21 protein-coding genes are annotated in these 26069 nt (G+C 66.4%); 9 read left to right on the top strand and 12 right to left on the bottom strand.

Annotation, left to right across the window (positions count from 1 at the left end; genetic code table 11):
* The first annotated feature begins 39 nt into the window (after window positions 1–39).
* From B0G38_RS12560 to B0G38_RS12540, 5 genes are all read left to right on the top strand, one after another.
* Window positions 40–1110, top strand: a complete 1071-nt coding sequence (locus B0G38_RS12560) for a threonine aldolase family protein (RefSeq protein ID WP_264669770.1) — start codon at window positions 40–42, stop codon at window positions 1108–1110.
* Between the two features lie 62 nt (window positions 1111–1172).
* Window positions 1173–1811, top strand: coding sequence for a DUF3000 domain-containing protein (locus B0G38_RS12555; protein ID WP_413542060.1), 639 nt, complete (start codon window positions 1173–1175; stop codon window positions 1809–1811).
* Window positions 1812–1834: 23 nt separating this feature from the next.
* Window positions 1835–3181, top strand: coding sequence for a ribonuclease D (locus tag B0G38_RS12550; protein ID WP_264669769.1), 1347 nt, complete (start codon window positions 1835–1837; stop codon window positions 3179–3181).
* Window positions 3182–3302: 121 nt separating this feature from the next.
* Window positions 3303–4574 carry a thiolase family protein gene (locus B0G38_RS12545; RefSeq protein ID WP_264669768.1) on the top strand — a complete coding sequence of 424 codons (1272 nt, stop codon included), beginning with the start codon at window positions 3303–3305 and terminating at the stop codon, window positions 4572–4574.
* Window positions 4571–6700: a 3-hydroxyacyl-CoA dehydrogenase NAD-binding domain-containing protein gene (locus B0G38_RS12540; RefSeq protein ID WP_264669767.1), complete on the top strand. Its 2130-nt coding sequence runs from the start codon at window positions 4571–4573 to the stop codon at window positions 6698–6700. The genes B0G38_RS12545 and B0G38_RS12540 overlap by 4 nt, the downstream gene beginning before the upstream one ends.
* Here B0G38_RS12540 and B0G38_RS12535 read toward each other — a convergent pair.
* From B0G38_RS12535 to B0G38_RS12515, 5 genes are all read right to left on the bottom strand, one after another.
* Window positions 6669–8303: an ABC transporter ATP-binding protein gene (locus tag B0G38_RS12535; protein WP_264669766.1), complete on the bottom strand. Its 1635-nt coding sequence runs from the start codon at window positions 8301–8303 to the stop codon at window positions 6669–6671. The genes B0G38_RS12540 and B0G38_RS12535 overlap by 32 nt on opposite strands.
* Window positions 8303–9043, bottom strand: a complete 741-nt coding sequence (locus tag B0G38_RS12530; RefSeq protein ID WP_264669765.1) for an energy-coupling factor transporter transmembrane component T family protein — start codon at window positions 9041–9043, stop codon at window positions 8303–8305. The genes B0G38_RS12535 and B0G38_RS12530 overlap by 1 nt, the downstream gene beginning before the upstream one ends.
* A 9-nt stretch (window positions 9044–9052) precedes the next feature.
* Window positions 9053–9850: a glycosyl transferase family 9 gene (locus B0G38_RS12525; RefSeq protein WP_074702542.1), complete on the bottom strand. Its 798-nt coding sequence runs from the start codon at window positions 9848–9850 to the stop codon at window positions 9053–9055.
* 88 nt (window positions 9851–9938) lie between these two features.
* The gene (locus B0G38_RS12520) at window positions 9939–10994 is read right to left on the bottom strand and encodes a nucleoside hydrolase (RefSeq protein ID WP_264669764.1); all 1056 of its coding nucleotides are present in this window, start codon (window positions 10992–10994) and stop codon (window positions 9939–9941) included.
* Between the two features lie 6 nt (window positions 10995–11000).
* On the bottom strand, window positions 11001–11978 hold the full coding sequence (locus tag B0G38_RS12515; RefSeq protein ID WP_264669763.1) for an aldo/keto reductase: 978 nt from the start codon (window positions 11976–11978) through the stop codon (window positions 11001–11003).
* Window positions 11979–12132: 154 nt separating this feature from the next.
* Here B0G38_RS12515 and argG point away from each other — a divergent pair, with 154 nt between their 5' ends.
* Window positions 12133–13560, top strand: coding sequence for an argininosuccinate synthase (argG, locus tag B0G38_RS12510; RefSeq protein ID WP_264669762.1), 1428 nt, complete (start codon window positions 12133–12135; stop codon window positions 13558–13560).
* Window positions 13561–13669: 109 nt separating this feature from the next.
* Window positions 13670–14254 carry a mismatch-specific DNA-glycosylase gene (locus tag B0G38_RS12505; protein ID WP_264669761.1) on the top strand — a complete coding sequence of 195 codons (585 nt, stop codon included), beginning with the start codon at window positions 13670–13672 and terminating at the stop codon, window positions 14252–14254.
* A 17-nt stretch (window positions 14255–14271) separates the two neighbouring features.
* Here the strand turns inward: B0G38_RS12505 and B0G38_RS12500 are convergent, their stop codons facing one another.
* From B0G38_RS12500 to B0G38_RS12475, 6 genes are all read right to left on the bottom strand, one after another.
* Window positions 14272–14832, bottom strand: coding sequence for a hypothetical protein (locus B0G38_RS12500; RefSeq protein ID WP_264669760.1), 561 nt, complete (start codon window positions 14830–14832; stop codon window positions 14272–14274).
* On the bottom strand, window positions 14829–15422 hold the full coding sequence (locus tag B0G38_RS12495; protein ID WP_264669759.1) for a DUF402 domain-containing protein: 594 nt from the start codon (window positions 15420–15422) through the stop codon (window positions 14829–14831). The genes B0G38_RS12500 and B0G38_RS12495 overlap by 4 nt, the downstream gene beginning before the upstream one ends.
* Window positions 15419–17392, bottom strand: coding sequence for a 1-deoxy-D-xylulose-5-phosphate synthase (gene dxs, locus B0G38_RS12490; RefSeq protein ID WP_169994648.1), 1974 nt, complete (start codon window positions 17390–17392; stop codon window positions 15419–15421). Before dxs ends, B0G38_RS12495 begins: the two co-directional genes overlap by 4 nt.
* Before the next feature lie 153 nt (window positions 17393–17545).
* Window positions 17546–20335 carry an aconitate hydratase AcnA gene (gene acnA / locus B0G38_RS12485; protein WP_264669758.1) on the bottom strand — a complete coding sequence of 930 codons (2790 nt, stop codon included), beginning with the start codon at window positions 20333–20335 and terminating at the stop codon, window positions 17546–17548.
* Window positions 20336–20587: 252 nt separating this feature from the next.
* The gene (locus B0G38_RS12480; RefSeq protein WP_264669757.1) at window positions 20588–21913 is read right to left on the bottom strand and encodes a class I SAM-dependent RNA methyltransferase; all 1326 of its coding nucleotides are present in this window, start codon (window positions 21911–21913) and stop codon (window positions 20588–20590) included.
* Complete coding sequence (locus B0G38_RS12475) at window positions 21913–23886, bottom strand: APC family permease (protein WP_169994643.1); 1974 nt, start codon at window positions 23884–23886, stop codon at window positions 21913–21915. The genes B0G38_RS12480 and B0G38_RS12475 overlap by 1 nt, the downstream gene beginning before the upstream one ends.
* 141 nt (window positions 23887–24027) lie before the next feature.
* On the opposite strand from B0G38_RS12475, the gene B0G38_RS12470 reads away from it, so the two are divergent.
* Together B0G38_RS12470 and B0G38_RS12465 are read left to right on the top strand one after the other, a co-directional pair.
* Window positions 24028–24702: a potassium channel family protein gene (locus B0G38_RS12470; RefSeq protein ID WP_264669756.1), complete on the top strand. Its 675-nt coding sequence runs from the start codon at window positions 24028–24030 to the stop codon at window positions 24700–24702.
* Complete coding sequence (locus tag B0G38_RS12465) at window positions 24699–25397, top strand: potassium channel family protein (protein WP_264669755.1); 699 nt, start codon at window positions 24699–24701, stop codon at window positions 25395–25397. The genes B0G38_RS12470 and B0G38_RS12465 overlap by 4 nt, the downstream gene beginning before the upstream one ends.
* Here the strand turns inward: B0G38_RS12465 and B0G38_RS12460 are convergent.
* Window positions 25338–26066 carry a DUF3159 domain-containing protein gene (locus tag B0G38_RS12460; RefSeq protein WP_264669754.1) on the bottom strand — a complete coding sequence of 243 codons (729 nt, stop codon included), beginning with the start codon at window positions 26064–26066 and terminating at the stop codon, window positions 25338–25340. The two genes, B0G38_RS12465 and B0G38_RS12460, sit on opposite strands and share 60 nt — an antisense overlap.
* Window positions 26067–26069: the final 3 nt, after the last annotated feature.

Below are 26069 nucleotides of genomic sequence, written 5' to 3'. Positions count from 1 at the left end.
ACTCCATCTTCCTCCCACCGGAAAAGGAATATATCTACTGTGAATGACTCCTCGCTGCTGTCCGCTTCCCTGCACGACCAGTCCGTGCGCGGCTTCGCGTCGGATAACTACTCGGGCGTCCACCCGGAAGTACTCACTGCGCTCGCGCATGCCAACGGCGGACACCAGGTCGCGTATGGCGATGACGGCTACACTGCCAGGCTGCAGGAAGTCATCGCCTCGCACTTCGGCGAGCAGGCCCAGGCCTTTCCCGTTTTCAACGGCACCGGCGCGAATGTCCTCAGCCTGCAGTCGCTGCTGCCGCGCTGGGGAGCCGTGGTCTGCGCCTCGACCGCGCACATCAACGTGGACGAAAACGGTGCGCCGGAACGCGTGGGCGGCATCAAACTGCTCCCCGTGCCCACCGACGACGGCAAGCTCACTCCGGAGCTGATCGACAGGGAGGCTTGGGGCTGGGGCGACGAGCACCGGGCGCAGCCGCTGGCCGTCTCGATCACCCAAAGCACTGAACTCGGCACGCTGTATTCCGTTGACGAAATCCGTGCGATTGCCGAGCATGCCCACGGTCATGGCATGAAGGTGCACATGGACGGGGCGCGGCTGGCGAATGCCGCCGCCGCGCTGGGGACGGATCTGCGCACCTTTACCACCGACGCCGGCGTCGACATCCTCTCCTTTGGCGGCACCAAGAACGGGCTGCTCTTCGGTGAATGCGTGGTGGTCCTGAACCCCGAGGCATCCCAGGGCCTGACCTACCTGCGGAAGATGAACATGCAGCTCGCCTCCAAGATGCGCTTCATCTCCGCCCAGTTCCTGGCCCTGCTCGACGGCGATCTGTGGCTGCGCTCGGCGGCCCATGCCAACGCCATGGCCGCGCGGCTCCGTTCCGCCGTGGAAGGTATTGACGGCGTGACGCCGACCCAGCCGACCCAGGCCAACGCCGTTTTCGCCACCCTGCCCGCCGGAGCGGCAGACCGGCTGCGGCAGCAATTCCGGTTCTACGACTGGGATGAATCCCGCGGCGAGGTCCGCTGGATGTGCTCCTTCGACACCACGGAGGAAGATATCGATGCTTTCGCCGCGGCCATCCGGAACGAGCTGGGCGCATAACGATCCGGCACCAACGGCGCGCCTCGCGTTCCGGGCAGCCCGCACGGTTTTAATCTGGAAGAGTGAGTGCGATTGGCGATCTCTCCGCGGCACCCGTGGACTTCCTGACTGCCCTGGCCGCGTTGCGCCGGGCCAACTGCCGCAATGAACTCAAACTGGCGGAACTGCCTGCTCCGTCCAGATTGGCTCCGTATGCAGTGGCACTTGGCGCGGAGGTCATCCAGCCGGCGGCAGTAGGCCGGCGTCCCGCGCACGGTCCCGTCATCGCCGCCCTCCGGGAAACCGCAGATGTGGAACTCGCAACCGGCCGTTTCATTCTCCTGCATGATCCGGATGGCTCCGCGGTTTGGGACGGGACCTTCCGCATCGTGACGTATATCCGCGCCGAGCTCGACGCCGACATGGGCAACGATGCGTTGCTCGGCTCCGTGGCGTGGACCTGGCTCGTGGACGCCTTGCACGACCACGGGGCCCGTTACCGGAACGCCGGCGGCACGGCCACCAGGATCCTGTCCGAAAGCTTTGGTTCGCTGTCGGATAACCAGGACGCGATCGACATCGAGCTCAGAGCCTCGTGGACTCCGGACTCGGCGGATATCCAGTCCCACCTGGAGGCGTGGTCCGACATGGTCTGCACCTTCGCCGGCTTGCCGCCCCTGCCCGAGGGTGTCGCGTCGCTGCCTAACCGGCGCCGGAACTGACCTGCCCTTAGACTGGTATAACCATGACGTTTTTGACTTCGGATTCGTCTGCCGCGGCTTCCCGCCGTGCAGACAGCACAGCAACCGCCTCAGACGAACCGGAGCAGGACGCTCCCGAGCTGATCGAACTGACCGCTCCCCGCGAAGGGGTCCCGCTGGTCATTTCCACCGCGTCAGGACTTCAGCGTGCGGCCGCGGCTCTCGCCGCCGGTTCCGGACCGGTGGCGGTCGACGCCGAACGTGCATCGGGCTTCCGGTACGGCCAGCGCGCCTTCCTGGTGCAGCTGCGCCGCGAAGGTGCCGGCACCTGGCTGATCGACCCGGAACCCCTCGATAATCTGGAGGTCATCAACGAGGCGCTGCGCGGTGTGGAGTGGATCCTGCACGCCGCCACCCAGGACCTGCCGTGCCTGGCGGCTCTGGGCATGTGGCCGGACAAGCTCTTCGACACCGAACTCGCGGCCCGGCTCGCCGGCCTGCCCCGCGTCGGGCTTGCCGCTGTGATCGAGAACTTGCTGGGGTTCACCCTGGCTAAAGAACACTCAGCAGCGGACTGGTCCACCAGGCCGTTGCCGGAGCCGTGGCTGCGTTACGCCGCCTTGGATGTTGAAGTCCTCATCGAGCTCCGCAAAGCGCTCGTCGAGCTCCTGGAAGAGTCGGGGAAACTGCCCTTTGCCGAAGAGGAATTCGAAGCGCTGCTGGCAACCCCTCCCGCTCAGCCGAGAATCGACCCGTGGCGACGCACCTCCGGACTGCACCAGATCCGCGATCGACGCCAGTTGGCCGCGGTGCGCGAACTCTGGACGGAACGCGAGCAGCTGGCAGAAAAACGCGACGTTGCCCCCGGGCGGCTGATTCCGGATTCGGCGGTGGTCGCCGCGGCCAAGGCCATGCCGGCAACGGTGCCCCAGCTGCTCGCCGTCAACGGCTTCCATGGCCGCGCGGCCCAGCGGGAAGCTCCCCGCTGGCTCCGCTGCATCGATGCCGCCCGGCGCTTCGAGAAGCTGCCGGAACTGCACATGCCTACCAACGCTCCACCGCCACCCCGTGTATGGGCGGACAAGGACCCGGCCGCCGCAGCACGGCTGCAGACGGCCAAGCCCCGGCTGGCCGCCTTGGCGGAGGAACTCCAGATGCCGGTGGAAAACCTGCTGACGCCGGACTATTTGCGCCGGATAGCCTGGCGTCCACCCGCTCCGGTGACCGTCGGCTCCATTGCCGAAGCCCTGCGGGACCTGGGCGCACGAAACTGGCAACGCGAGCTGGTCGTGCCGGTCATCACCGACGCGTTCCTGCACCCGGAGCCCTTGGCCGAACGCAGGCCTAAGGCCGACGAAACGGACCCGAAGACGAGCCCCCGGAAACGCTGAGAGCCCGGCGCCGCACCTCCTGCGAGAACCAAGGGTATTCCCGGCTTGCCGCTTATGTTACCCGCGGGTAACATGATGCTGGCAGCTGTTTGTGTCCCACATCTCAAAGAGGAGTTCCTTGGTGAGCGCTACGAATCCCGCCCGACACTTGAGGGAAGTCGTCTTCGTCGACGGCGTCCGAACACCCTTCGGCAAGGCAGGCGAGAAGGGAATCTACTCAGACACCCGCGCCGATGACCTGGTAGTCAAATGCATCCGGGAACTGCTGCGCCGCAATCCCTCCCTGCCTGCAGCCCGGATCGACGACGTGGCCATCGCCGCCACAACCCAGACCGGAGACCAAGGCCTGACCATTGGCCGCACAGCGGCGCTGCTCGCGGGCCTGCCCAAGAGCGTCCCCGGCTTCGCCATCGACCGGATGTGTGCCGGGGCCATGACCGCCGTGACGACGACGGCCAGCGGTATCGCCTTCGGCGCTTACGACGTCGTTATCGCCGGCGGTGTGGAGCACATGGGCAACCACCCGATGGGACAGGGCGCCGATCCCAACCCGCGTTTCCTGTCCGAACGGCTGGTGGATCCCGCCGCCCTGAACATGGGAAACACGGCGGAAAACCTGCATGACCGCTTCCCTGCGATCACCAAGGAACGGTCCGACAGCTACGCGGCGGCCAGCCAGCGGAAGCTTGCGGACGCCTATGCCGGCAACCGGATCCAGCCGGATCTGGTGCCGGTGGCTGCCAAAAAGCCGGGACAGGGCTGGGGCCTGCACACCGCGGACCAGCCGCCGCGCCCCGAAACAACGGTTGAGGAACTGGCCGGACTCCGCACGCCGTTCCGCGCCCATGGCCGCGTGACCGCAGGGAATGCGGCGGGGTTGAACGACGGCGCCACGGCAGCGCTGCTGGCATCGGCCGAAACGGCCGCCGAACTCGAGCTGCCGGTCAGGATGCGGCTGGTCTCCTTCGCCTTCGCCGGCGTCGAGCCCGAAGTGATGGGCATTGGTCCGGTTCCCGCCACCGAAAAGGCGCTCAAGCAAGCGGGGCTGGATATTGCCGACATCGGTCTGTTCGAGATCAACGAAGCCTTCGCCGTGCAGGTGCTCTCCTTTCTGGACCACTTCGGCATTGTCGAGGACGATGAGCGCGTCAACCGGTACGGCGGCGCCATCGCCGTCGGCCACCCGCTGGCTTCCTCCGGCGTGCGGCTCATGACGCAGTTGGCGCGGCAGTTCGAAGAAGATCCCACCGTGCGCTACGGACTGACCACCATGTGCATCGGCCTGGGTATGGGCGCCGCGGTCATCTGGGAGAACCCCCACCATCAGGACTACAGCTTGCGCAGCAGCACTGCAGCCGCTGTCGCCGGCACCGCAGGAAAGGACCTCGCATGAGCACCGCCGATTTCCAGTCCCTGGCCCGACGCTTTCCGGACGAGACGATCACCCACTCCTACGTCCGCGACGTGCACCTGCCCGGCGGAGCTACCCTGGCCCTGCTCACGCTGGACAATGACCTTGACCATTCAAAACCCACCACCCTCGGCCCCAACACCCTGATGGAACTCGGCCTCGCGCTGGAAGGGCTGCGGGAACGCGCCGGCCGAGGCGAGATCGACGCCGTCGCCGTCACCGGCAAACCGTATTATCTGGTGGCCGGCGCGGATCTGTCCGCCGTCGGCTCGCTGCAGGATGCAGAGTCCGGACGCCTTATGGCACAGCTGGGCCATGAGGTCTACGGCCTCCTGAACGGCCTGGACGTCCCCACTTTCGCGTTCATCAACGGTGCGGCAATGGGCGGCGGTCTCGAAATTGCCCTCGCGGCCCACTACCGGACGGTGTCCACCGGTGCCAACGGGATCAGCCTGCCGGAGGCGTTCCTGGGCCTGGTACCGGGGTGGGGCGGTGTGTACAGGTTGCCGCGGCTGATCGGGCCTGCGAACGCGGTGAAGGTCATGATCGAAAATGCGCTGAGCAACAACAAGATGCTCAACGGCTCGGCCGCATTTGAACTGGGCATCGCGGACGCCCTGTTCGAACCGGCGGATTTCCTCGAGCAGTCGCTGGCCTGGGCCGCGAAGATCATTTCCGGCGACGCCCAGGCTCTCCAGACCGTGAAGGAACGTCGCGCCGACAAAGCCAATTACGACGACGCCGACTGGGACACCGCCGTCGCCAGGGGCCGCATCTTTGTGGAGGCCAAGACGTCCAACGCAGCCCCCGCGCCCGGGAAACTGCTGGACCTGCTGGAACAAGGCAGGGACTGGACCCAGCAGGAATCGGCCGCGGCCGAGGTGGAAGCGCTGACCGAACTGATGCAGACTCCGCATTTCCGCAATACCGTCTACGCTTTCCTCGATCTCATCCAGCGGCGGTCAAAGCGGCCCGCCGGTGCCCCGGACAAGAAGCTCGCACGGCCGGTGACCAAGGTCGGCATCGTGGGTGCCGGGCTGATGGCAGGCCAGCTCGCGCTGCTCTTCGCCCGCCAGCTCAAGGTGCCGGTGGTGCTGACCGACATCGACCAGGCCAGGGTGGACAAGGGGGTGGCGTATGTCCACGCCGAGGTGGACAAGCTGCAAGCCAGGAGGCGCCTGTCTGCCGATGCGGCCAACCGAACCAAGGCCCTGGTCACGGGCTCCGTCAGCAAGGACGCCTTCGCCGATGCCGACTTCGTCATTGAAGCAGTATTCGAAGAACTCACGGTGAAAAAGCAGGTGTTTGCGGAAGTAGAAGCAGTCGTTTCCCCCGACTGCATCCTGGCAACCAACACCTCGTCCCTGTCCGTAACGGAGATGGCAGCGGACCTGCAGCATCCGGAGCGGCTGGTCGGATTCCATTTCTTCAATCCCGTCGCGCTCATGCCGCTCCTGGAGATTGTCCGCGCCCCGAAAACTGACGAAGCGGTCCTGGCAACCGCGTTCGCGCTGGCCAAAGATCTGAAGAAGACGGCGGTCCTGGTCCAGGATGCCGCAGCCTTCGTGGTCAACCGCGTGCTGCTGCGGCTCATGGGTGAAGTCAGCCGCGCTTTCGACAACGGGACGGACGCCAGGACCGCCGACGAGGCGCTGCGGCCGATGGGTCTGCCGATGACCCCGTTCACGCTGCTGGCGATGGTCGGTGTTCCGGTGGCCCAGCATGTCCAGGAATCACTGCACGCAGCTTTCGGTGAGCGGTTCCACGTCTCGGCCAACCAGCAGCGCCTGATCGATGCCGGCAAAACGTCCCTGTGGGAGACCGCGGAGGACGGCGGCAAGCACATCCCGCAGGAGACCCTGGACCTGCTGCAGTTCGGCAATAGCCCGGTCACCGGAGAGGAACTGCTGCGCGCCACCCAGGATGCCTTGGCCGAGGAGATCGGGCTGATGCTCGAAGAAGGCGTGGTGGCCGGCCCCGAGGACATCGACCTGTGCATGATCACCGGTGCAGGCTGGCCGATGCATCTGGGCGGCATCACGCCCTACCTCGACCAGGTGGGCGCAGCGGAGCGGGTCAACGGAAGGAAGTTCCATCCGGGGCGCTGATGCCCTCCGGGGCGGCAGCTTCGTGCGGAAGCGCGTACTGTCGCCCCAGCTCCACTACCCGCCGGCAATGCGCGCCTGCGAACTCCTTGTCATGGGTGGATAGCAGGACAGCTGCTCCGCCGGCCGTCGCCGCGGTGAGGATCCTGCCCAGCAGCTTCCTGCCGTGCCCGTCCAGGGAAACCGTCGGCTCGTCCAGCACCAGCAGGGCGGGCCGGCGCGCCAGCACCGTCGCCAGCGCTACCAGCCGCCGCCGGGAGACGGGCAGTTCGTACGGGTGCTCGTCCTCGAGCCCGGCCAGGCCGCACGCGTCCAGCGCCTGCCGGACGGCTGCCGGATCCGGCCGCGAACCCGGCGGGCCAAAAGCGACTTCATGATGGACGGACCGCTCGAACAACTGGTCCGCCGGATTCTGGAACAGCAGCCCAGCTGTCTTCGCGAGCTGCCCCACCGAGGCTTCCGCCGTGTCCCGGCCGGCCACCGCAACGCTTCCGGCATCAGGGGCGATCAGGCCCAGGGCCATCTTCAGGAGCGTCGTCTTGCCGGTCCCGTTCGGTCCCGTCAAGGCAACGCACTCCCCCGCGTGCACCGCAAAGTTAATCGTGTCCAGCAATGGCGCGATCGCGGTTCGCTCCGCTCCGCCGGAAACATCGCGGCGCCGCCCGCGGGCCAGCCGTGCCCGCCGTACGTTGCGTTCCGGCTGGGGATAGCTGAATCCGACGTTCCGGTAGCACAGGACGGCGGCGCTGCCTCTGCTTTCCGGCTCCGTCGGACTGCCGCCCGCCGGGACCACCGTGGCTCCCCGTGCCGCACGTTCCGGCGACAGGCTGCTGGTGCCGCCCCTTGCCGGCGCCGGTCCGCCGGGAACCACGACTCCGGCCGCTTCGGCGCCCTGCCGCACCGCAGGCATGCCTTCGGCCGCACTCTGCCCGTTCTCCAGCAGCAGTGTGTGCCCGGCATCGGAGAACCGCGTGTCCAGGACAGAAGTCAGGATAACGACGGCGGTGCCCGTGTCGCGCAGTCCCCTCACCGTGGCGGCCACCCGGGCCGCGGCAAGCTCGTCGAGTCCGGCGAGCGGTTCGTCCAGCACCAGCACGCCGGCATCGGTGACGGCGGCTGCGGCAATGGCCACCAGCCGCTCCTGCCCGCCGGACAGCCGTGCGGGATCACGTTGCAGTAAGCGGCCGAGGTCGAACCGCCCGGCAATCGTCTGGATCCGTGCTGCCATCTCGGCCCGGGGCATGCCCGCATTCTCCAGGCCGAAGGCCAACTCCTCCTCCACGGTGGAACGCACCATGGACAAGTAGGACCGCGCATTCTGAGGTACGTACGCAACATGCCGCACCCATTGCCGCAGGTCGACGACGTGTGGTTGCGCCCCGCCGTCGTACTTAAGGGTTTGGCCTGCAAGGCTGATGGATCCGGCCAGCTGCCCGCCGGTCCGGCCGGGCAGGTACCCGGCCATAATCCCTGCCAGCGTACTCTTGCCGCTGCCGGAACCACCGGCCACCAGGGTCAGCGAGGCGGGTGGCACCGTCAGCCGCACCCCGGAGAGCGCCGGTGCCTCGTGGCCCGGGTACCGGTAGTCCAGGATCTCGAGCTCCATCAGCGGCCGCCCTGGCTGGCCAGGAGCACTGCCGCTGCCGCGGCCAGGCACAGCACCAGGAGCCCGAAAGGTTTCTCCCAGCTCCTCGCCGGAACCGGGTGGAGCTGTGTCCGGCCGGGGCCGCCGGCAAAACCCCTCAGCTGCAGTTGCACGGAGCGCTCGGTGGCTTCCTGAATGCTGGACAGCACCAGGGGAACCGCGAGCAGCCGCTTCCTGCGCAGCCAGCCGGCCGGGCCGCTGCCCTCGCCGGCGCCGCGCACGGCCTGCGCCTGCTCGATCGCTTTGGCTCTGTTGACCGTGGCCGGGACCAGAGCAAGCGTCGCCGCGACAATGTAGCCCAGCTGCGCAGGGACGCGGGCCGCGTCGATCGCGCGGACCAGCTCGATGCGGTCAACGGTCAGCGAATACAGCAGGAACACCGAAACGAAGGCCGCCGCCCGCAAACCCAGGCCACCCGCCGTCGTTAGTCCTTCGAGCGTCAGCCGGACCGGCCCGCCGGCGACGAGCACCTCGCTGCCGGCGGTATCGAACAATGCGTGGACCATCAGCTGCGAAAGCCACAGCGGGGCCAGCACCGCCCCTGCCGTAAGCATCAGCCGGGCGGCCGTCCCCGCGAGGACCGCCAGGCCCACGGCCGCCGTCGTGACAGCCAGGCTCAGCCACCAACGGTCGGCGGCCAGCGTGAGCAGCGCCGCTGCGACGGCCAGGGCGAGCCCGGTGAAGGGATGAAGCCGGATCATGCCGCAGCGCTATTCGCCGGGCCGGGACGCCTGACGCTGCACCTGCGGGAACTGCAGGCGGATCCGGCGCGGCAGAGCCGCCACCAGCAGCGCCGCCACGAGGAATGCCAGGGCCTTGTCCGCCGGATCGGAAATCAGGGCCTGCTTCGTGATGGAAGCCAGAAGCCCGTCGCCCATGGCCCGGAACATGGCCACCAGGGCGCCGGTTGCGGCGCCGGAGGTGCCGCCGTACACGAAGGCGGCCACGGGCGCGGACAGCACCGCTGCGACGACCCCGGTCAGGAAGCCGGCCACCGGTGCCCAGTAGACGCGCCGCAGTACACCGAGACGGCCGGCAGTCCCCGCGAGATAGCCGATGGCGGCGGCTCCCGCGGCGAAGGGCAGCACCGTGGGGTTGAACAGGGACCACACCAGCGAACCCAGCACGCCGGTAGCGGCCCCGGCGGAGCGGCCGGCCAACAGCCCCACCAGGACAGTTCCGATGGAATCCAGATAGAGCGGCACCAGTGTACTGCCCACGAACTGGCCCAGGACAATGTTCAGGGCCAGGCCCACCGGAATGATGGCCACGGCCGAGGGCGGGAGCTGCGGCAGGACGCCGACCAGCAGCAGGATGGCACCGGCAAGATAGCCGGCGAAGGCGGTGACGGCGGGCCAGCTGGACAGGCCGGCGGCCGCTTCCACCGGCTGGAGCAGAACCAGCATCAGGTACGTAGCGGCAATAACGGCCGCGCCAAGCAGCGGCAGGATTCGGGAGCGCAGCGATGTGCTGCCGGCGTTCGAGGGCAGCGTCAGGGATGTGGACATAGAGATTCCTCAGTGCTGGAAAAAACTGATGGGATTGGGCCTATGTCACCTCGACCCGGTCATCCAGTCTAGCGAATCCAGCCGGGAACTACCCGCCGGCGGAATCCAGCCGCCGGGCCAGCGCCCCGATGGAGCCGAGCACCTCGGTGAACGTGGCCTCCGGATCGTTCCACGACACAATCCGGGCGTTCGGCTTCCTGCCCCAGAGTCCGCGGTAGTCGGCGACAGTCGTTCCGGCCAGCAAACCGGGGCCCGTTTCCACGTGCACGGTGGCCGGGCGTGTGCGGTATTCCACGGTCCCGGCCGCGATAGCCGCGGCAAAGACATCGTGCACGTGCGCCAGATAGCCCTGGTCATAGTGGCGGTGGAACTCGAAGTAGAACCGCAGCGCGTCGGAGAGGCAGCGCAGCAACGGGTTGGCGGCCGTGCTGCGTTGACCTTCCGGATCTCCCGGCAGCACCAGTTCGTCCTCCGCGCTGCCGGCTTTCCGGCCCAGTTCCGCCACATGTTCAGGGCGCAGCTCGATGCGTTCGGTCATCTCCAGCGCGCACACAATCGGCAGCCGGTCTTCGGGCTCGCCCTCGAACGCCGCGAAGACTTCGGCGGCGGCGTGCGGGTCCACATGGGTGTTCCACTCCGCCGTCGGCGTCGTGTTGCCCTGGTAGTAGTAGCTGCCGCCCATGATGACCACGCGTTTGAGCAGCTTCGGCAGCCGGGGTTCTTTCCGCAGGGCCAGCGCGAAGTTCGTCAGCGGGGCAGTCAGCAGGGCGGTCAGCTCCCCCGGATGGCGGTGGGCGGCCTCGATCCACAGGTCAACGGCATGATGCGGCGAAACCGCGCCTCCCGGTGCCGGCAGTTCGGCGTAACCGATGCCTTGCGGCCCGTGCGTTTCCGGCGTCGTCGTCAGGGGGATCTCCAGCGGTGCGGTCGCCCCGACGGCGACCTCCACGCCGGTCCGCCCGCAGAGTTCCAGCAAGGCCAGATTGTTCCGTACCACCTGCTCCACCGCCACGTTGCCCGGCGTGCTGGTCAGCACCTCGATCTCAACGTGGGACAGGCTGAGCAGGTAGACCAAGGCCAGGGCGTCATCGATGCCGGTGTCGTTGTCCACCAGCAGCCGTACCGCTGCTTCGGATTCAGTCATGGCGGGCTAGAACAGGGCGACTTTGGGCGCCGCAGGGAAGATCCCGTCCAGTTCGGCCAGGTCTTCAGCCGTGGGCTGCCAGGAAGCGGACTCGGCGTTCTGCCGGATCTGTTCGGGCTTGGTGGCGCCGGCGATGACCGATGCGACGGCCGGCTGCGCTGCCAGCCAGGAGAAGGCCACCTGGATTTCCGACAGGCCGCGCTCGGCGGCGAAACGGGAAAACGCGCCGAGCTGTTCCCAGTCTGCGTCCTTGAGCAGGTAGGTGCGCGAGTGCGTCAGGCGGCTGCCTTCCGGCGCCTTGCCGTCCTTGTATTTGCCGGTCAGCAACCCGTTGGCCAGCGGGAAGTACGGCAGTACGCCCAGCCCGTAGGCCTGTGCCGCGGGAATGACTTCCAGTTCGGCGCGGCGGTCCAGCAGGTTGTAATGGTTCTGCGAGGAGATGAACCGGGTGCAGCCGCGCATCCGTGCGGTGAACTCCGCCTCCGCGATTTGCCAGCCGGTACGGTTGGAATGCCCGATGTACCGGACCTTGCCGCTGCTGACCAAATCATCCAGCGCGGCGAGGGTCTCCTCGATCGGGGTCAGCGGGTCCGGCGTGTGGAACTGGTAGAGATCGATCCACTCGGTGCCCAGCCTGCGCAGCGACGCCTCGGCGGCCTTGACGATGTACCGCCGTGAGCCGCGGGCGTCGAAATCGTTTCCGTTGGCTCCGTGGGTGTCCATGCCGAACTTCGTGGCCACAATGACGTCCTCGCGGTTCCGTCCCAGCGCCTTCCCCAGGAACTCCTCGCTCAGTCCGGCGGTCTTTCCATAGGTGTCTGCGACGTCGAAAAGCGTGACGCCGGCGTCGACCGCGGCATTGACGACGGCGGTGGATCCGTTCTGCGTCTGGGTGGGGGTTCCGCTGCGGCCCAGATTGTTGCAGCCTAGTCCTACTGCCGAGACGGTCAGTCCTGAAGCGCCCAGTCGGCGGTATTCCATCACTACATCCTTATCGCTTGGCTTGTGTGGCCTGTCTCGAATCCTACCCGGGAAGGCTTTGCGGCCGCGGTGGGCCGGTGATTTCCGGCACGTCACGTAGACGTCAGCGGCGCGGTCGCTTCTGTCTTTGGGGGTCACTGCACATACCATCGAAGTCATGGCTAAAGTTTTGACTTCCCTTCCCGTCGGCGAACGTGTCGGCATCGCTTTTTCAGGCGGACTAGATACCTCCGTTGCCGTTGCCTGGATGCGCGACGGCGGCGCGGTTCCCTACACCTACACTGCCGATCTCGGCCAGTACGATGAACCGGACATTGACGCGGTCCCCGGACGCGCCACCGAATACGGTGCCGAGCTCTCCCGGCTGATCGATTGCAAGCCCGCCCTGGTGGAGGAAGGCCTGGCCGCGTTGGCGTGCGGCGCTTTCCATATCCGCAGCGCCGGCCGGGCGTACTTCAACACCACGCCGCTCGGCCGCGCCGTCACCGGCACCCTGCTGGTACGCGCCATGCGCGAGGACGGCGTGGACATCTGGGGCGACGGCTCCACCTACAAGGGCAACGACATTGAGCGCTTCTACCGCTACGGCCTGCTGGCCCACCCGCGGCTGCGCATTTACAAGCCGTGGCTGGACCCGCATTTCGTGTCCGAACTGGGCGGGCGCCAGGAAATGTCCGAGTGGCTGACCGCGCACAACTTCCCCTACCGCGACTCGGCCGAGAAGGCCTACAGCACGGACGCCAACATCTGGGGCGCCACCCATGAAGCCAAGACGCTGGAGCACCTGGACACCAGCCTGGAAGCGGTGCAGCCGATCATGGGCGTGGCGTTCTGGCGCGACGACGTGGAGATTGCCACCGAGGATGTCACCATCCGGTTCGAGGCAGGCCGTCCGGTCGCCATCAACGGCACCGAGTACACCGACGCCGTGGCCCTGGTCAACGAAGCGAACGCGATCGGCGGCCGGCACGGGCTGGGTATGTCCGACCAGATCGAGAACCGCATCATCGAGGCCAAGTCCCGCGGCATCTACGAAGCACCGGCCATGGCGCTGCTGCACATCGCCTACGAGCGGTTGCTCAACGCGATCCACAATGAGGACACGGTGGCCAGCTACCACGCGCAGGGCCGCCGCCTGGGCCGCCTGATGTACGAAGGCCGCTGGCTGGACCCGCAGGCGCTGATGCTGCGCGAGTCGCTGCAGAAGTGGGTCGGCTCGGCGGTCACCGGCGAGGTCACCCTCCGGCTGCGGCGCGGCGAGGACTACACCATCCTCGACACCAGCGGCCCGTCCCTGAGCTACCACCCGGACAAGCTCTCAATGGAGCGCGTTGGCGACGCCGCATTCGGACCGCTGGACCGGATCGGCCAGCTGACCATGCGCAATCTGGACATCGCGGATTCCCGTTCCCGGCTGGAGCAGTACGCCGCCCAGGGCCTGGTGGGCGGCCCCACCGCGGAACTGGTTGGCGCGCTGGAGGCCGGCGGCGCCGACGAGATTGCCGATACCGCCGAACTCGATGAAGCCGGCCGCGCCGCCGACGAGGCGCTGGACCGCGCAGCGTTCGACGCCGGTACCGACTGACAAGTCCATCCCGCCCCAGCGGGCGGCCCGGAGGCCGGTGCACCGTCTATTCGATGGAGCGCCGGGCCTCTGGCTTTGCCGCGCCGGCTGGCCGTGGAAGAGTTGAGCCGTGGCCTTCACACGTACTGAACTGCTCGGCTACCAAAATGCCGAGGTTCCCGACCTCCTGGGTCCGGGGCTGCGCCTGCTTTTCGTCGGTATCAATCCCGGCCTGTGGTCAGCCGCTACCGGAACGCACTTTGCCCGCCCCGGAAACCGTTTCTATCCGGCGCTGGCAGCCGCCGGCATCACGGACCGGCTCATCCGTGCCGGCGAAGGAATGACGGAGGAAGACCGCAGCCACCTTGTAGCGCGCGGTATCGGCATCACGAACGTTGTCCCCCGCGCCTCGGCCAGAGCCGACGAATTGGACAAGGCAGAGCTTAAAGAGGGAGCACTGCGCCTCGCAGACAAGGTCGCCGCACTTGCCCCGCGTGTAGTGGCGGTGGCCGGGATTACTGCCTACCGAATCGGCTTCGGGCGTCCCAAGGCACAACTCGGACGCCAGCCGGAGACGATTGGCGGCGCCGAGCTTTGGGCCGTGCCCAACCCCAGCGGGCTGAATGCACACCAGACCGTGGCCACGCTCGCCGCCGCGTATCGCCAGCCGGCCCTGGCTTCCGGCCTGATTCTGCCGGAGGACATCCAGCGGTGACCGTCCACGCCGGGCTTCTAGCCCAGGCTGAAGGGTGCCTTTGCCGGCAGCGGATGCTTTTGCTTCACCGCGCGGGGTTCAGCGTAGGGCGCCACTCCGATAGTGAGCTTGGTGAAGTCCAGCTTCGCTTCGCGCAGGCACGTTTTCAGGCCCGCAACCGCTTTAGCCGCGTCAGGCGCCAACATAAAGATATTCAATTTCCCCGGCGCGAACTCGGACCGGTCCACCAGACCGAGCCCCCGCCACGCAAAGAATTCGGTGATAGTCCGGGTCGCTTTGTCTTCCAGGTACTGGTCACGTTCGGTGCCGGTGCTGCTCTTCAGCGCATACTGCGCGATCACCCAGAACTGGTCCTCCCTGGCGATCTCCGCAAAACCGTCCTCGGCGCACTGGACCGCGAACGCCTCCAACAAGGCCCCGGCAGCATCCTCGGCCACGTTGTTTGTTTCCCGGGTAGTGCTCTGGTGCCCCACCGTACCGCGGTTGACCACGAACTGGCCGTAGTCTTCGTCGTACCAAGCCTCGCGGAACTGCAGTACTCCTTTATCGTCGTGCTTGTACAGCCGGAGAAAGCTCATGGGCGGGCCTTTCTAAACCAGTCGGCGGCAGTGCCGTCAAAGGGCGGTACGCGGTCTTTAACCGCCGAATAAATTCTGTTGCATTCCGTCTGGGTCGCCGAGACGGCCCAGACGGGGTAATTCATGAGGACCTGGTGTTCCGCGAACTCGTCTTCGTCGTCGATCCAGGTCCCGCGCTCGTCGAAGGTACGGATAACGTCCAGGTCCATGTCGATCAGCGTGACCTCGTACCCGATTCCGGCAGCGAGCTGCCGCCACCGGATGTCCGTGACGATGTCGACGTAGATCTCCACCTTTTTCGGGTGGAGATCGTCGAAGAATGTCACCACATGCTGCCCGTCGTGCGGGACCATCACCAATGCGTCGGAGGCAGCGTAAAAGGCAACGGCCGGCTTCGCCACGAAGGAGCCGGCGGGCTGGGAGATCCAGTGCCCAAAGCGGTCCTCGCCCAGATAGTCTCCCGGCACCACCCAGTGGGGCTCGCCGTTCCATTTCCTGTTCCGCATCACGACCAGTTCGCCTGGTTCGATACGTTTCGGGGCACGGGATGAAGGCGCCGCGCCGGGAGCAGTGAAGTCCGGCGCGCTCACTGGATCTTGGGAATCTGGCCCGTTGGCATTTCCTGGCCGGGCAGCGGCCGGGCGAAAGGCACTTTGGTTCCGAGGACCTGGGCAACGACGTCGTGGGTTACCTGGCGCGCGGTCAGGCCGACTCGCTCCATCACCTGGGACCGTGTTCCGTGGGACAGGAACTCCACCGGCAGACCTACCTCGTTCAGTGCGGTATCCACGCCCTCGGCGCGCATTTCCTGACGGATCCGGGAACCCACACCGCCGGCACGGACGCCGTCTTCGATCACAATCACGATCCGGTGCTGCGCTGCCATCGCGATGATGGACCGCGCCACGGGCAGCACCCAGCGCGGATCCACCACGGTGGAGCTGATGCCTTGGGCGCCGAGCCGGTTGGAGACTTCCAGCGCAAGTTCGCTCATGGCGCCGATGCTGACGATGAGCACGTCGTTTTCGGTGGAGCCGGACGGGCGTCGGGCGAGGACGTCGACGCCGTCCTTGAGCCGCTCGATGGCTTCGACCTCCGAACCGACCGAGCCCTTGGAAAAGCGGATGACGGTGGGCGCGTCATTGACGGCGACCGCTTCCCGCAGCTCTTCCCTCAACCGGGAGGCATCGCGCGGCGCCGCCAGATGCAACCCGGGCACAATCTGCAGCATGGCCATGTCCCACATGCCGTGATGGCTCGGCCCGTCAGGCCCGGTCACGCCGGCCCGGTCCAGGACCACGGTGACGCCGGCCTTGTGCAGGGCAACGTCCATCAGCAACTGGTCGAACGCCCGGTTCAGGAAGGTGGCATAGAGCGCAACCACCGGATGCAGCCCGCCGTAGGCCATGCCCGCGGCACTCGTGAGTGCGTGCTGCTCGGCGATGCCGACGTCGATCACCCGGTCCGGATGGTTCGCGGCAAACTTGTGCAGGCCGACCGGGATCAGCATGGCACCGGTTATGCCGACAATGTCCTTGCGCTCATCGGCGATGTCGGCGATTTCGCTGGCGAAGACCGAGGTCCAGGACTGCACTCCCCCCGCGTCAACGGGCTCACCGGTCTCCGGATCGATAACGCCGACGGCATGGAACTGGTCTGCTTCATGGGCCCGCGCCGGAGCATAGCCGCGGCCCTTCTCGGTCATCGCGTGGACAATGACCGGGCCAGCGTACTTGCGGGCCTGCGTCAGCGCCTCTTCGACCGCAGCCATGTCATGGCCGTCGATGGGCCCGATGTATTTCATGCCCAGGTCTTCGAAAAGCCCTTGTGGCGCCCACCAGTCCTTGATGCCCTTCTTCGCGGCGTGCAGGCTCTTATAGGCCAGCTGCGAGAACACGCCGCCGTTCTCCAGCCTGTCCTTCCACCAGTCCAGGGTTCCTTCGTAGGCCTTGTGCGTGCGGACCTTGTCGATGGTGGAGCGCAGGGCGGCCAGCTGGTCTGCCAGGCCGCCGATCGTGGGCGCATACGAGCGGCCGTTGTCGTTGACAACGATGACGACGCGTCGGTCCTTGTCGGCCGCGATATTGTTCACGGCCTCCCAGGCCATGCCGCCGGTCAGGGCGCCGTCGCCGACCATGGCGACGACATAGCGCTCACCTTCGCCGTTCAGCTTCCGGGCACGGGAGATTCCGTCGGCCCAGGACAACGACGACGACGCGTGGGAAGACTCCACGATGTCGTGCACGGATTCGGAACGCTCCGGGTAGCCGGACAGTCCGCCCTCCTGGCGCAGCGTGGAAAAGTCCTGCCGGCCGGTGACCAGTTTGTGCACGTAGGACTGGTGGCCGGTATCGAAGACGATGCTGTCCCGCGGCGAATCGAACACCCGGTGGATTCCCAAGGTTAGTTCGACAACCCCAAGGTTGGGCCCGAGATGCCCGCCGGTCTGGGCCACGTTCGTGATGAGGAACTGGCGGATTTCCCCAGCGAGGCTCTCCAACTGCCTGGTGCTGAGTTTGCTGAGGTCCTGCGGATTACGGATTGTCTCCAGTAGACCCATGGAAGCCTCCCTTACTGATGAATAGCATTGCCCGCCAGACGCCTCTGCTTCGGGCCGCGGTCGACACTTAACCATAACGCGCAGAAGGCCCCCGGCCCGCCCTGGGGGCGGAGTCCGGGAGCCCTCCGTTCAAGTCGGTTCGTACCTGAACCCTTATGCTGCGGTCAGCTGGCGCAGGACATACTGCAGGATTCCGCCGTTACGGTAGTAGTCCGCTTCGCCCGGTGTGTCGATGCGCACAACGGCGTCGAAGCTGATGCTCTTGCCGTCCTCGTCCGTGGCGGTCACCTTCACCGTCTTCGGTGTGGAACCGTCATTGAGCTCGGTCACGCCTTCGAAGGCAAAAGTCTCCGTGCCGGAGAGTCCCAGCGACGCAGCATTCTCGCCCGCGGCGTACTGCAGCGGCAGCACGCCCATGCCAATGAGGTTGGAGCGGTGGATGCGCTCGAAGCTCTCAGCGATGACGGCTTTGACGCCCAGCAGCGCGGTGCCCTTGGCGGCCCAGTCGCGGGACGAGCCCGAACCGTATTCCTTGCCGGCCAGCACCACCAGCGGGGTGCCGGCGACCTGGTAGTTCATCGCTGCGTCGTAGATGTAGGCCTGCGGGCCGCCGGTCTGCGTGAAGTCGCGGGTGAAGCCGCCCTCCACGCCGTCCAGCAGCAGATTACGCAGCCGGATGTTGGCGAAGGTACCGCGGATCATGACTTCGTGGTTGCCACGGCGCGAGCCGTAGGAGTTGAAGTCCTTGCGCTCCACGCCGTGCTCGAGCAGGTAGCGTCCCGCCGGGCTATCCGATTTGAAGGAGCCGGCCGGGGAGATGTGGTCCGTGGTCACCGAATCGCCAAGCTTGGCCAGGACACGCGCACCGATGATGTCCTGCACCGGTGCGGGAGTGGCCTGCATGCCCTCAAAGTACGGTGGCTTCCGCACGTAGGTGGAGTCCTGGTCCCAGGCGAAGGTGTCGCCTGCGGGAGTGTCCAGCGCCTTCCAGCGGTCGTCGCCCTCGAAGACACCCGCGTAGCCCTTGACGAACATTTCCTCGTCGATGGAGCTGTCCATGATGGACTGCACTTCGGTCGGGCTCGGCCAGATGTCCTTCAGGAAAACATCGTTACCGGCATCGTCCTGGCCCAGCGGGTCATTCTCGAAGTCGAAGTCCATGGATCCGGCCAGGGCGTAAGCGATGACCAGCGGCGGCGACGCCAGGTAGTTCATCTTCACGTCCGGGTTGATCCGGCCTTCGAAGTTGCGGTTACCGGACAGGACTGCCGTTACCGAGAGGTCGTGGCCCTGGATGGCGTCGGAGATCTCGGTTTCGAGCGGACCGGAGTTGCCGATGCAGGTGGCGCAGCCGTAGCCCACCGTGAAGAAGCCCAGCTTCTCCAGGTACGGGACCAGCCCGGACTTCTCGTAGTAGTCGGTGACAACCTTCGAACCCGGAGCCACGGAGGTCTTCACCCACGGCTTGGAGGTCAGACCCTTGTCGACGGCGTTGCGGGCAAGCACGGCGGCGGCCAGCATGACCGAGGGGTTGGACGTGTTGGTGCAGGAGGTGATGGACGCAATGGTCACCGCTCCGTGGTCCACCACGAACTCACGGCCGTCTTCCATCTTGACGGTGACCGGCTTGGTCGGGCGCCCGTTCGAGTTGGCGGCCGCCGAGTGGCGCACGGTGGAGGTCATCGCGGGCGAGTCCGAGGCGGGGAAAGACTCCTCGAGGGCCTCGTCCAGGGCGTCCTCGTTGGCTGCTGCCACGTAGTTATGCAGGTCCTTGCGGAACTGTTCCTTCGACGAGGAGAGCTCAATGCGGTCCTGCGGACGCTTCGGTCCGGCGATGGACGGCACCACGGTGGACAGATCCAGTTCCAGGTATTCCGAGAACTTCAGCTCGCGGGACGGGTCATGCCACAGTCCCTGTTCCTTGGCGTAGGCCTCAACCAGGGCAACGTTCTCGTCGGAACGTCCGGTCAGGCGCAGGTAGTCCATCGTGACGTTGTCGATCGGGAACATGGCTGCGGTCGAGCCGAATTCCGGGCTCATGTTGCCGATGGTGGCGCGGTTGGCCAGCGGAACCGCGGCGACGCCTTCGCCGTAGAATTCGACGAACTTGCCGACAACACCGTGCTTGCGCAGCATTTCGGTGATGGTCAGGACGACGTCGGTAGCCGTTGCGCCCGCGGGGATGGAGCCGCTGAGCTTGAAGCCGACTACGCGCGGGATCAGCATCGAGACGGGCTGGCCGAGCATGGCAGCCTCTGCCTCAATGCCGCCAACGCCCCAGCCCAGTACGCCCAGGCCGTTGACCATGGTGGTGTGGGAGTCGGTGCCGACGCAGGTGTCGGGGTAAGCGCGCAGCTTGCCGTCGACTTCGCGGGTCATGACGGTGCGCGCCAGGTATTCGATGTTGACCTGGTGGACAATGCCGGTTCCCGGGGGGACAACCTTGAAGTCGTCGAACGCAGTCTGGCCCCAGCGCAGGAACTGGTAACGCTCACCGTTGCGCTGGTACTCGATCTCCATGTTGCGTTCGAGCGCGCCGGCGTTGCCGAAGGCGTCAATCTGGACGGAGTGGTCGATGACCAATTCCGCCGGGGCCAGCGGGTTGACCCGGGAGGCGTCGCCGCCGAGTTCCTTGACGGCCTCGCGCATTGTCGCCAAGTCAACCACACAGGGAACACCGGTGAAGTCCTGCATGATGACGCGGGCAGGGGTGAACTGGATTTCCGTATCCGGCTGGGCGTTCGGGTCCCAGTTGGCCAGTGCACGGACGTGGTCCGCGGTGATGTTTGCGCCGTCCTCGGTGCGGAGCAGATTCTCCAACAGGACCTTGAGGCTGAACGGAAGGCTCTCGGCGCCTTCGACGGAATTCAGCCGGAAAATTTCATACTCGGACCCGGCAACGTCTAGTACGCCTTTGGATCCGAAGCTGTCCACATTACTCATAACAGGACTCCTCTCGCCACACTTTATCTTTGTCCGGGCAGCAGTCCCCCGCTAGTTAGGCTTCCCTAATTCACGCACACCGCTGATCGTGACAGACGCTCATAGAACCAGCAGTCTGCATTTGCCGGAATTGGCTTCCACGGCTCCGGCCGCATCGGCAGCAGTGCCGTGCGCGGCCCCGGACATCCTTTTCCCATCCTAGCCCTCCGCCGGGAATGCGACGCAGTGATGACAGGCACTTCCCAATGCGGCTCAGGCCCGCGGCGGCACCAGCTCCGCGAAAGACTCCACATGGTGTGTGTTCGGATACAGGTCCAGCACCCTCAGTGTCTTGAGCTCCCAGCCAAGGGCCTGGAAGTAGCCCAGATCGCGGGCAAAGGACGCCGGGTCACAGGAAACGTAGCCCACCACCCGCGGCCGCTGGTCGTGCACCAGGTGCACCACGGTCTTGCCGGCACCGGCGCGCGGCGGATCGAGTACCACGACGTCAAGTCCGTCCTGCGACCGGAGCGCCTTCTCCACCTTGCCCTGGACAATGGTCACCTGCGGCGCGTCGTGCAGGTTCTTGCGTGCGTCGCGGCTGGTGCCCGGGGACCCTTCGACCGAGAGCACCGTGCCGGTCACGCCTACCGCCTCCGCCAGTGGAGCCGTGAACAAGCCGGCGCCGGCGTACAGATCCGCCACCCGTTCCCCCGGCTGCGGGAGCACACCTGCCATGACCGCTTCGGTCAGCACCTGGGGTGCGGAGCGGTGGATCTGCCAGAAGCCGTCTCCGGTTACGCGGTATTGATGGTTCCCGCAGGTCTCGGCCACCCACGTCCGGCCCCTCAGCCGGGTCAGTTTGCGTTGCTCGGGCTCCCAGACGGCAACCGAGGCGGACGGGTCGATGGCACCGGCCACGGCGGCCATCCGCCGCAGCGACGCCCCGGGCTCTGGTGTCAGCAGCACCAGCGGCGCGGAACCGTTCGCCGGCGCCGCCACCTCCACGCGGGACACCTGGTTCAGGTCCGCCTCCCACAGCCGCAGATCGTTAATGGCAGCCACTGCCAGCGGCATCCCGGTGACAGGCACCAGTTCATCGGAACGGTGGGCGTGCATGGCCAGATGCCCGCTCTTGTCCACGGCAAAGGCCGCCCTGGTCCGCCAGCCCAGCCCGCCGTCGTCGTTCTTATCCGCAGGTTCCACAACGATTTGCCGTTCGACGCCGGCCTGCCGCTGCAGCTGCTCTTCGAACACCGCGGCTTTGAGCCGCCGCTGCTCGGCGACCTCGATGTGGCCGAACTCGGCGCCGCCGACCGCCGGACGGCGGCGCTTAGCCGCCAGCAAGGCGTCCGCGCGGTCCCAGGGGTGCGCCACGCGGTGGGGCGAAGCCTCAAGTACCTCGACCGTGTCGGCGCGCCAGAAACCGGAGTCGGCGCCGCCGTCGGTAACCCGCACGCGCACGAGTTCACCGGGCAGCGCGTGCCGCACGAAGACCACGCGGCCCTCGTACCGGGCGACAAAGTGCCCGCCGTGCGCCGGGGCGCCGATTCTCAATTCAAGCTCAGCGGGGTCAGTGCGGTCAGCGGCCTGCGCCATTAGGGAAACTCCTGGTATTTGCGGACGGCATCGGAAGAAGCCAGCTGCCAGGGAACGCTGGCAACCATGACTCCGGGTTCGAAATGCAGTCGGGTTTTGATCCGCAGGGCGGTCTGATTGTGCACTAACTGCTCCCACCACCGGCCCACGACGTACTCCGGAATGTACACGACCACCAGATCGCGCGGTGAATCGCGGCGGATGTTCTTGATGTACTCGATCACCGGGACGGTGGTGTCGCGGTACGGGGACGCCAGGACCGTGATGGGCACGGGAATTTTGAAGCGTTCCCAGTCCGCCAGCGTCGCCTTTGTCTCTTCCTCGTCGATGTCCACGATGACGGCATCGAGTTTCGACGGGCGGGAGGCGCGTGCAAAAGCCAGCGCACGCAGCACAGGCTTGCGCACGTGCGAGACCAGGATCACGGCGTGGACCCGGGACGGCAGCGCGGTGGCCGGCTGGTTCTCGTCCACGGCCAGCTCCTGCGCCACCTGCTCGTAGTGCCGGTGGATGCTGAACATGATCAGCGCCAGGATGAGGATTCCGGCCACCGCAATCCACGCGCCGAACACAAACTTGCTCACCAGCACCACCACCAGCACCGTTGCGGTCATGATGAACCCGATGAGGTTGATGACGCGCGAGCGCGCCATTCGCCGTCGTACTTGTTTGTGCGGTGTGGAGCGGATCAGCCGGGAAAAATGCTTGATCATGCCGAGCTGGCTGAAGGTGAACGAGACGAACACGCCCACCACGTACAGCTGGATGAGTTCGGTGACATCGGCCTCGAAAATCAGGATCAGCACCAGGGCGGCGCCGGCCAGCGCCATGACGCCGTTGCTGTAGCTCAGCCGGTCGCCGCGGGTTCGCAGCTGCCGGGGCAGAAATCCGTCGGTGGCCAGGATGGAGGCCAGCGACGGGAAGGCGTTGAAGGCAGAGTGGCTGGCCAGGACCAGGATCAGTCCCGTAGCCGCCAGGACCAGGTAGAACAGGACGTTGCCGCGGTCGAAGACGGTTGCCGCGAGCTGGCTGATGACGGGCGTCTGCAGATAGTCCGCCGGCAAGGGGCCGCCGTTGAGCCTAAGCTGCTCGGCGGGGACCTGGACCACATGGACCCGGGTGGCGCGCGCCAGATACAGCACCGCCATCGTCATCACGGTGGCGGCAACCCCAAGAACCAGCAGCGCCGTCGCGGCGTTCCTGGCGCGCGGCGGCTGGAACGCCTGGACGTTGCCGGCCGGCGTTTCCACACCGGTCAGCGCTGCGGCCCCGGTAGAGAACGCGCGCAGCACCAGCAGGGCTCCGGCCAGACCGGTCAGCCCGGCCTGGAACTCCGCAGCCGGCACAATGTCCAGTCCGGCGCTGGGCGCCAGCCGGAGTTCGCCGGTCACGTCCTGGATGAAGCCCACCAGGCACATCAGCAGAATCAGCCCTACGAAGGCGTACGTAGGAATGGCCACCGACCGGCCGCCGCGCCGCAGTCCGCGCAGGTGCAGCAAAGCAAGAATTACGACGCCGGCAACGGCCGCCGTCGTTTGCCATCCCCTGAGCGCGGGGAACGCCGCAATGACGTAATGCGCAGCGGAGGACATGGAGACCGCAACGGTGAGCACGTAGTCGAACATCAGGGCCGAACCGACGGTGATGCCGGCATTCTTGCCCAGGTTTTCGCTGGCGATCTGGTAGTCGCCGCCGGAGGGGTACGCGTGCACGCTTTGGCGGTAGGAAGCGACGATGACCAGCAGCACCACCATGACCGCGAGGCCGACCAGCGGCGACAGCGCGACGGCGGCCACTCCCGCCAGCGCCAGGGTCAGCAGGATCTCGTCCGGCGAGTACGCCACGGAGGAGAGCGCGTTGGCCGAAAACACCGGCAGCGCCAGCCGTTGCGGCAGCGGTTGGGCTTTGGCACGTTCGGTCCGGAACGGCCTGCCCACCAGGATGCGCTTGAGCGCGTTGAGGGTGGTCAGCATGTTCCGCCGTTCCACGCACGCACAAATACGGACACAGTCATCACGCATGAAAGCTTACTGCCGCGGGCGCCACCGCGCTGTTGCGGCGCTCTTGCCGATAAGCTTGCTGCTGGACAGCATGCTTCAAGGGAAGGGAATCCGGTGGCGCATTTCGTGATCATGGGGTGCGGGCGCGTGGGTGTGACACTGGCGCATACGCTGGACGAATCGGGGCACAGTGTGGCGGTGATCGACCAGGACGACAGCGCCTTCCGACGGCTGCGAAGCGACTTTTCCGGGCGCAAGATCACCGGGGTGGGTTTCGACCGCGACACCCTGCGTCACGCGGACATTGAAAATGCCTACGCCTTCGCCGCCGTCTCCAGCGGCGACAACTCGAACATCCTGGCCACCCGGGTAGCGCGTGAGACCTTCCATGTCCCCCACGTCGTCGCCCGGATTTACGACCCGGGGCGGGCCGAAATCTACCAGCGGCTGGGCATACCCACCGTGGCTGCGGTCCGCTGGAGCGCGGACCAGGTGCTGCGGCGCATCCTGCCCGAACAAAGCATCAAGGGCGACTTCCGGGAAGCGTCCGGGCGCCTGATTCTTGGCGAAGTGTCCTTGCACGACGGGTGGGTGGGGCATGGCTTCGCGGAGATCGAGGCCGCCTCCGGTGCCCGGGTGGCGTACCTGACGCGGTTCGGCGAGGGCATGCTGCCCGGCCCCCAATCGCGCTACCAGCAAGGCGACATCGTCCATGCCATGATGAACGTGGCCGCCACCCATGAGATTGCCGGCATCCTGTCAAAACCGCCGGTTAAGGAGTCCGAATGAAGGTAGTTATCGCCGGGGCAGGCAGCGTCGGCTCTTCCATTGCGCGGGAGCTCCTCTCCAACAACCACGACATCCTGCTCATCGACCAGAAGCCGGAGGCGATCGGCCGCAGTGGCCTCAAGGGCGCCCGCTGGCTGATCGGGGACGCGTGCGAAATCACCACGCTGCGCGATGCCAACCTTGATGAAGCCGACGTGGTGGTTTCCGCCACGGGCGATGACAAGGTGAACCTGGTGGTCTCGCTCCTGGCAAAGAGCGAATTCGGCGTCTCCAGGACTGTTGGGCGGGTGAACAATCCGAAAAACGACTGGATGTTTGACGACTCGTGGGGCGTGGATGTAGCCGTCAACACGCCGCGGCTGATGACCGCGCTGGTGGAAGAGGCGGTGGAGATCGGCGATCTGGTCCGTCTGCTGACGCTGCAGACAGGGGTGGCCTCCATGGTCGAGTTCACCGTCCCGCACGATTCGCCCCTGGTCGGCAGGACGCTGGGCTCCATCGACTGGCCGCAGGACGCCACGGTCGTCGCCATTCTGCGCGACGACGCGCCGATCACGCCAAGTATGGACGACGTGATCGAGGACAGCGACGAGCTCTTCTTCGTGACGACGATCGCCGCCGAAGACCAGTTGCGGTCAGTGCTGACCGCCCGGAGCGGCGGCACCGCCGACGACGGCCCCGCCGACGGGGCGTGAGACCATCCATGCCAGCCACAGGCCGAGTGCGTAAAGCGGCACACCCATGACCAGCCGCGCGGTACCCAGCGCCACCAGGGCATCCGGGCCCATGAAGTACAGCGGCACCTGGACCGCAAGGCGCAGAGCCAGCACGGTGATGACAATCCAGGTAGCCAGCGCGTAGGCCCGCAAGCGGCGCGGTTCCTTCCGCCAGTCGGTCCCTTCGCCACGGATGAAGCCGAACAGCAGTCCGGCCAGCGGCCATTTGACCGCTATCGAAATGACCATGCCCACGATGTAGGCGGCGTTGGTGAAGAAACCCGGGATGTAGAAGGTCTCGGCCCGGCCCGTCGTGTTGGCCACAAACGCACAGATGGCAACGCCGATCAGTCCGGAAAACGCCTGGACCACGGTGCCGCGCTGGATCAGCCGCAGGATGGTGAAGACTGCCGCGATGCCCAGCGCCCCGATCAGGGCCGGCGCCAGATCGCGGACAACGGTGAAGACCACGAGGAAAACCAGACCGGGCAGAATGCTTTCGGTCAGGCCCCGGACGCCGCCCACGGATTTGAGCACGTCGATCTGGCCGTCTTCGCGGCGCTCCACTCCCGCGCGCGCTGCGTAGGCGCCGGCGAGCTCGCTGACGGATTTCTCCTGCTCATCGCGAGGTTCGGGTTTTTCAGTCATGGC

Origin of the sequence: Crystallibacter permensis (assembly GCF_025960875.1) — a bacterium.
GTDB classification, from domain to species: Bacteria; Actinomycetota; Actinomycetes; order Actinomycetales; family Micrococcaceae; genus Crystallibacter; species Crystallibacter permensis.
The sequence above is the reverse complement of the archived record's forward strand: the minus strand, read 5'-3'. Positions and strand labels throughout refer to the sequence as shown.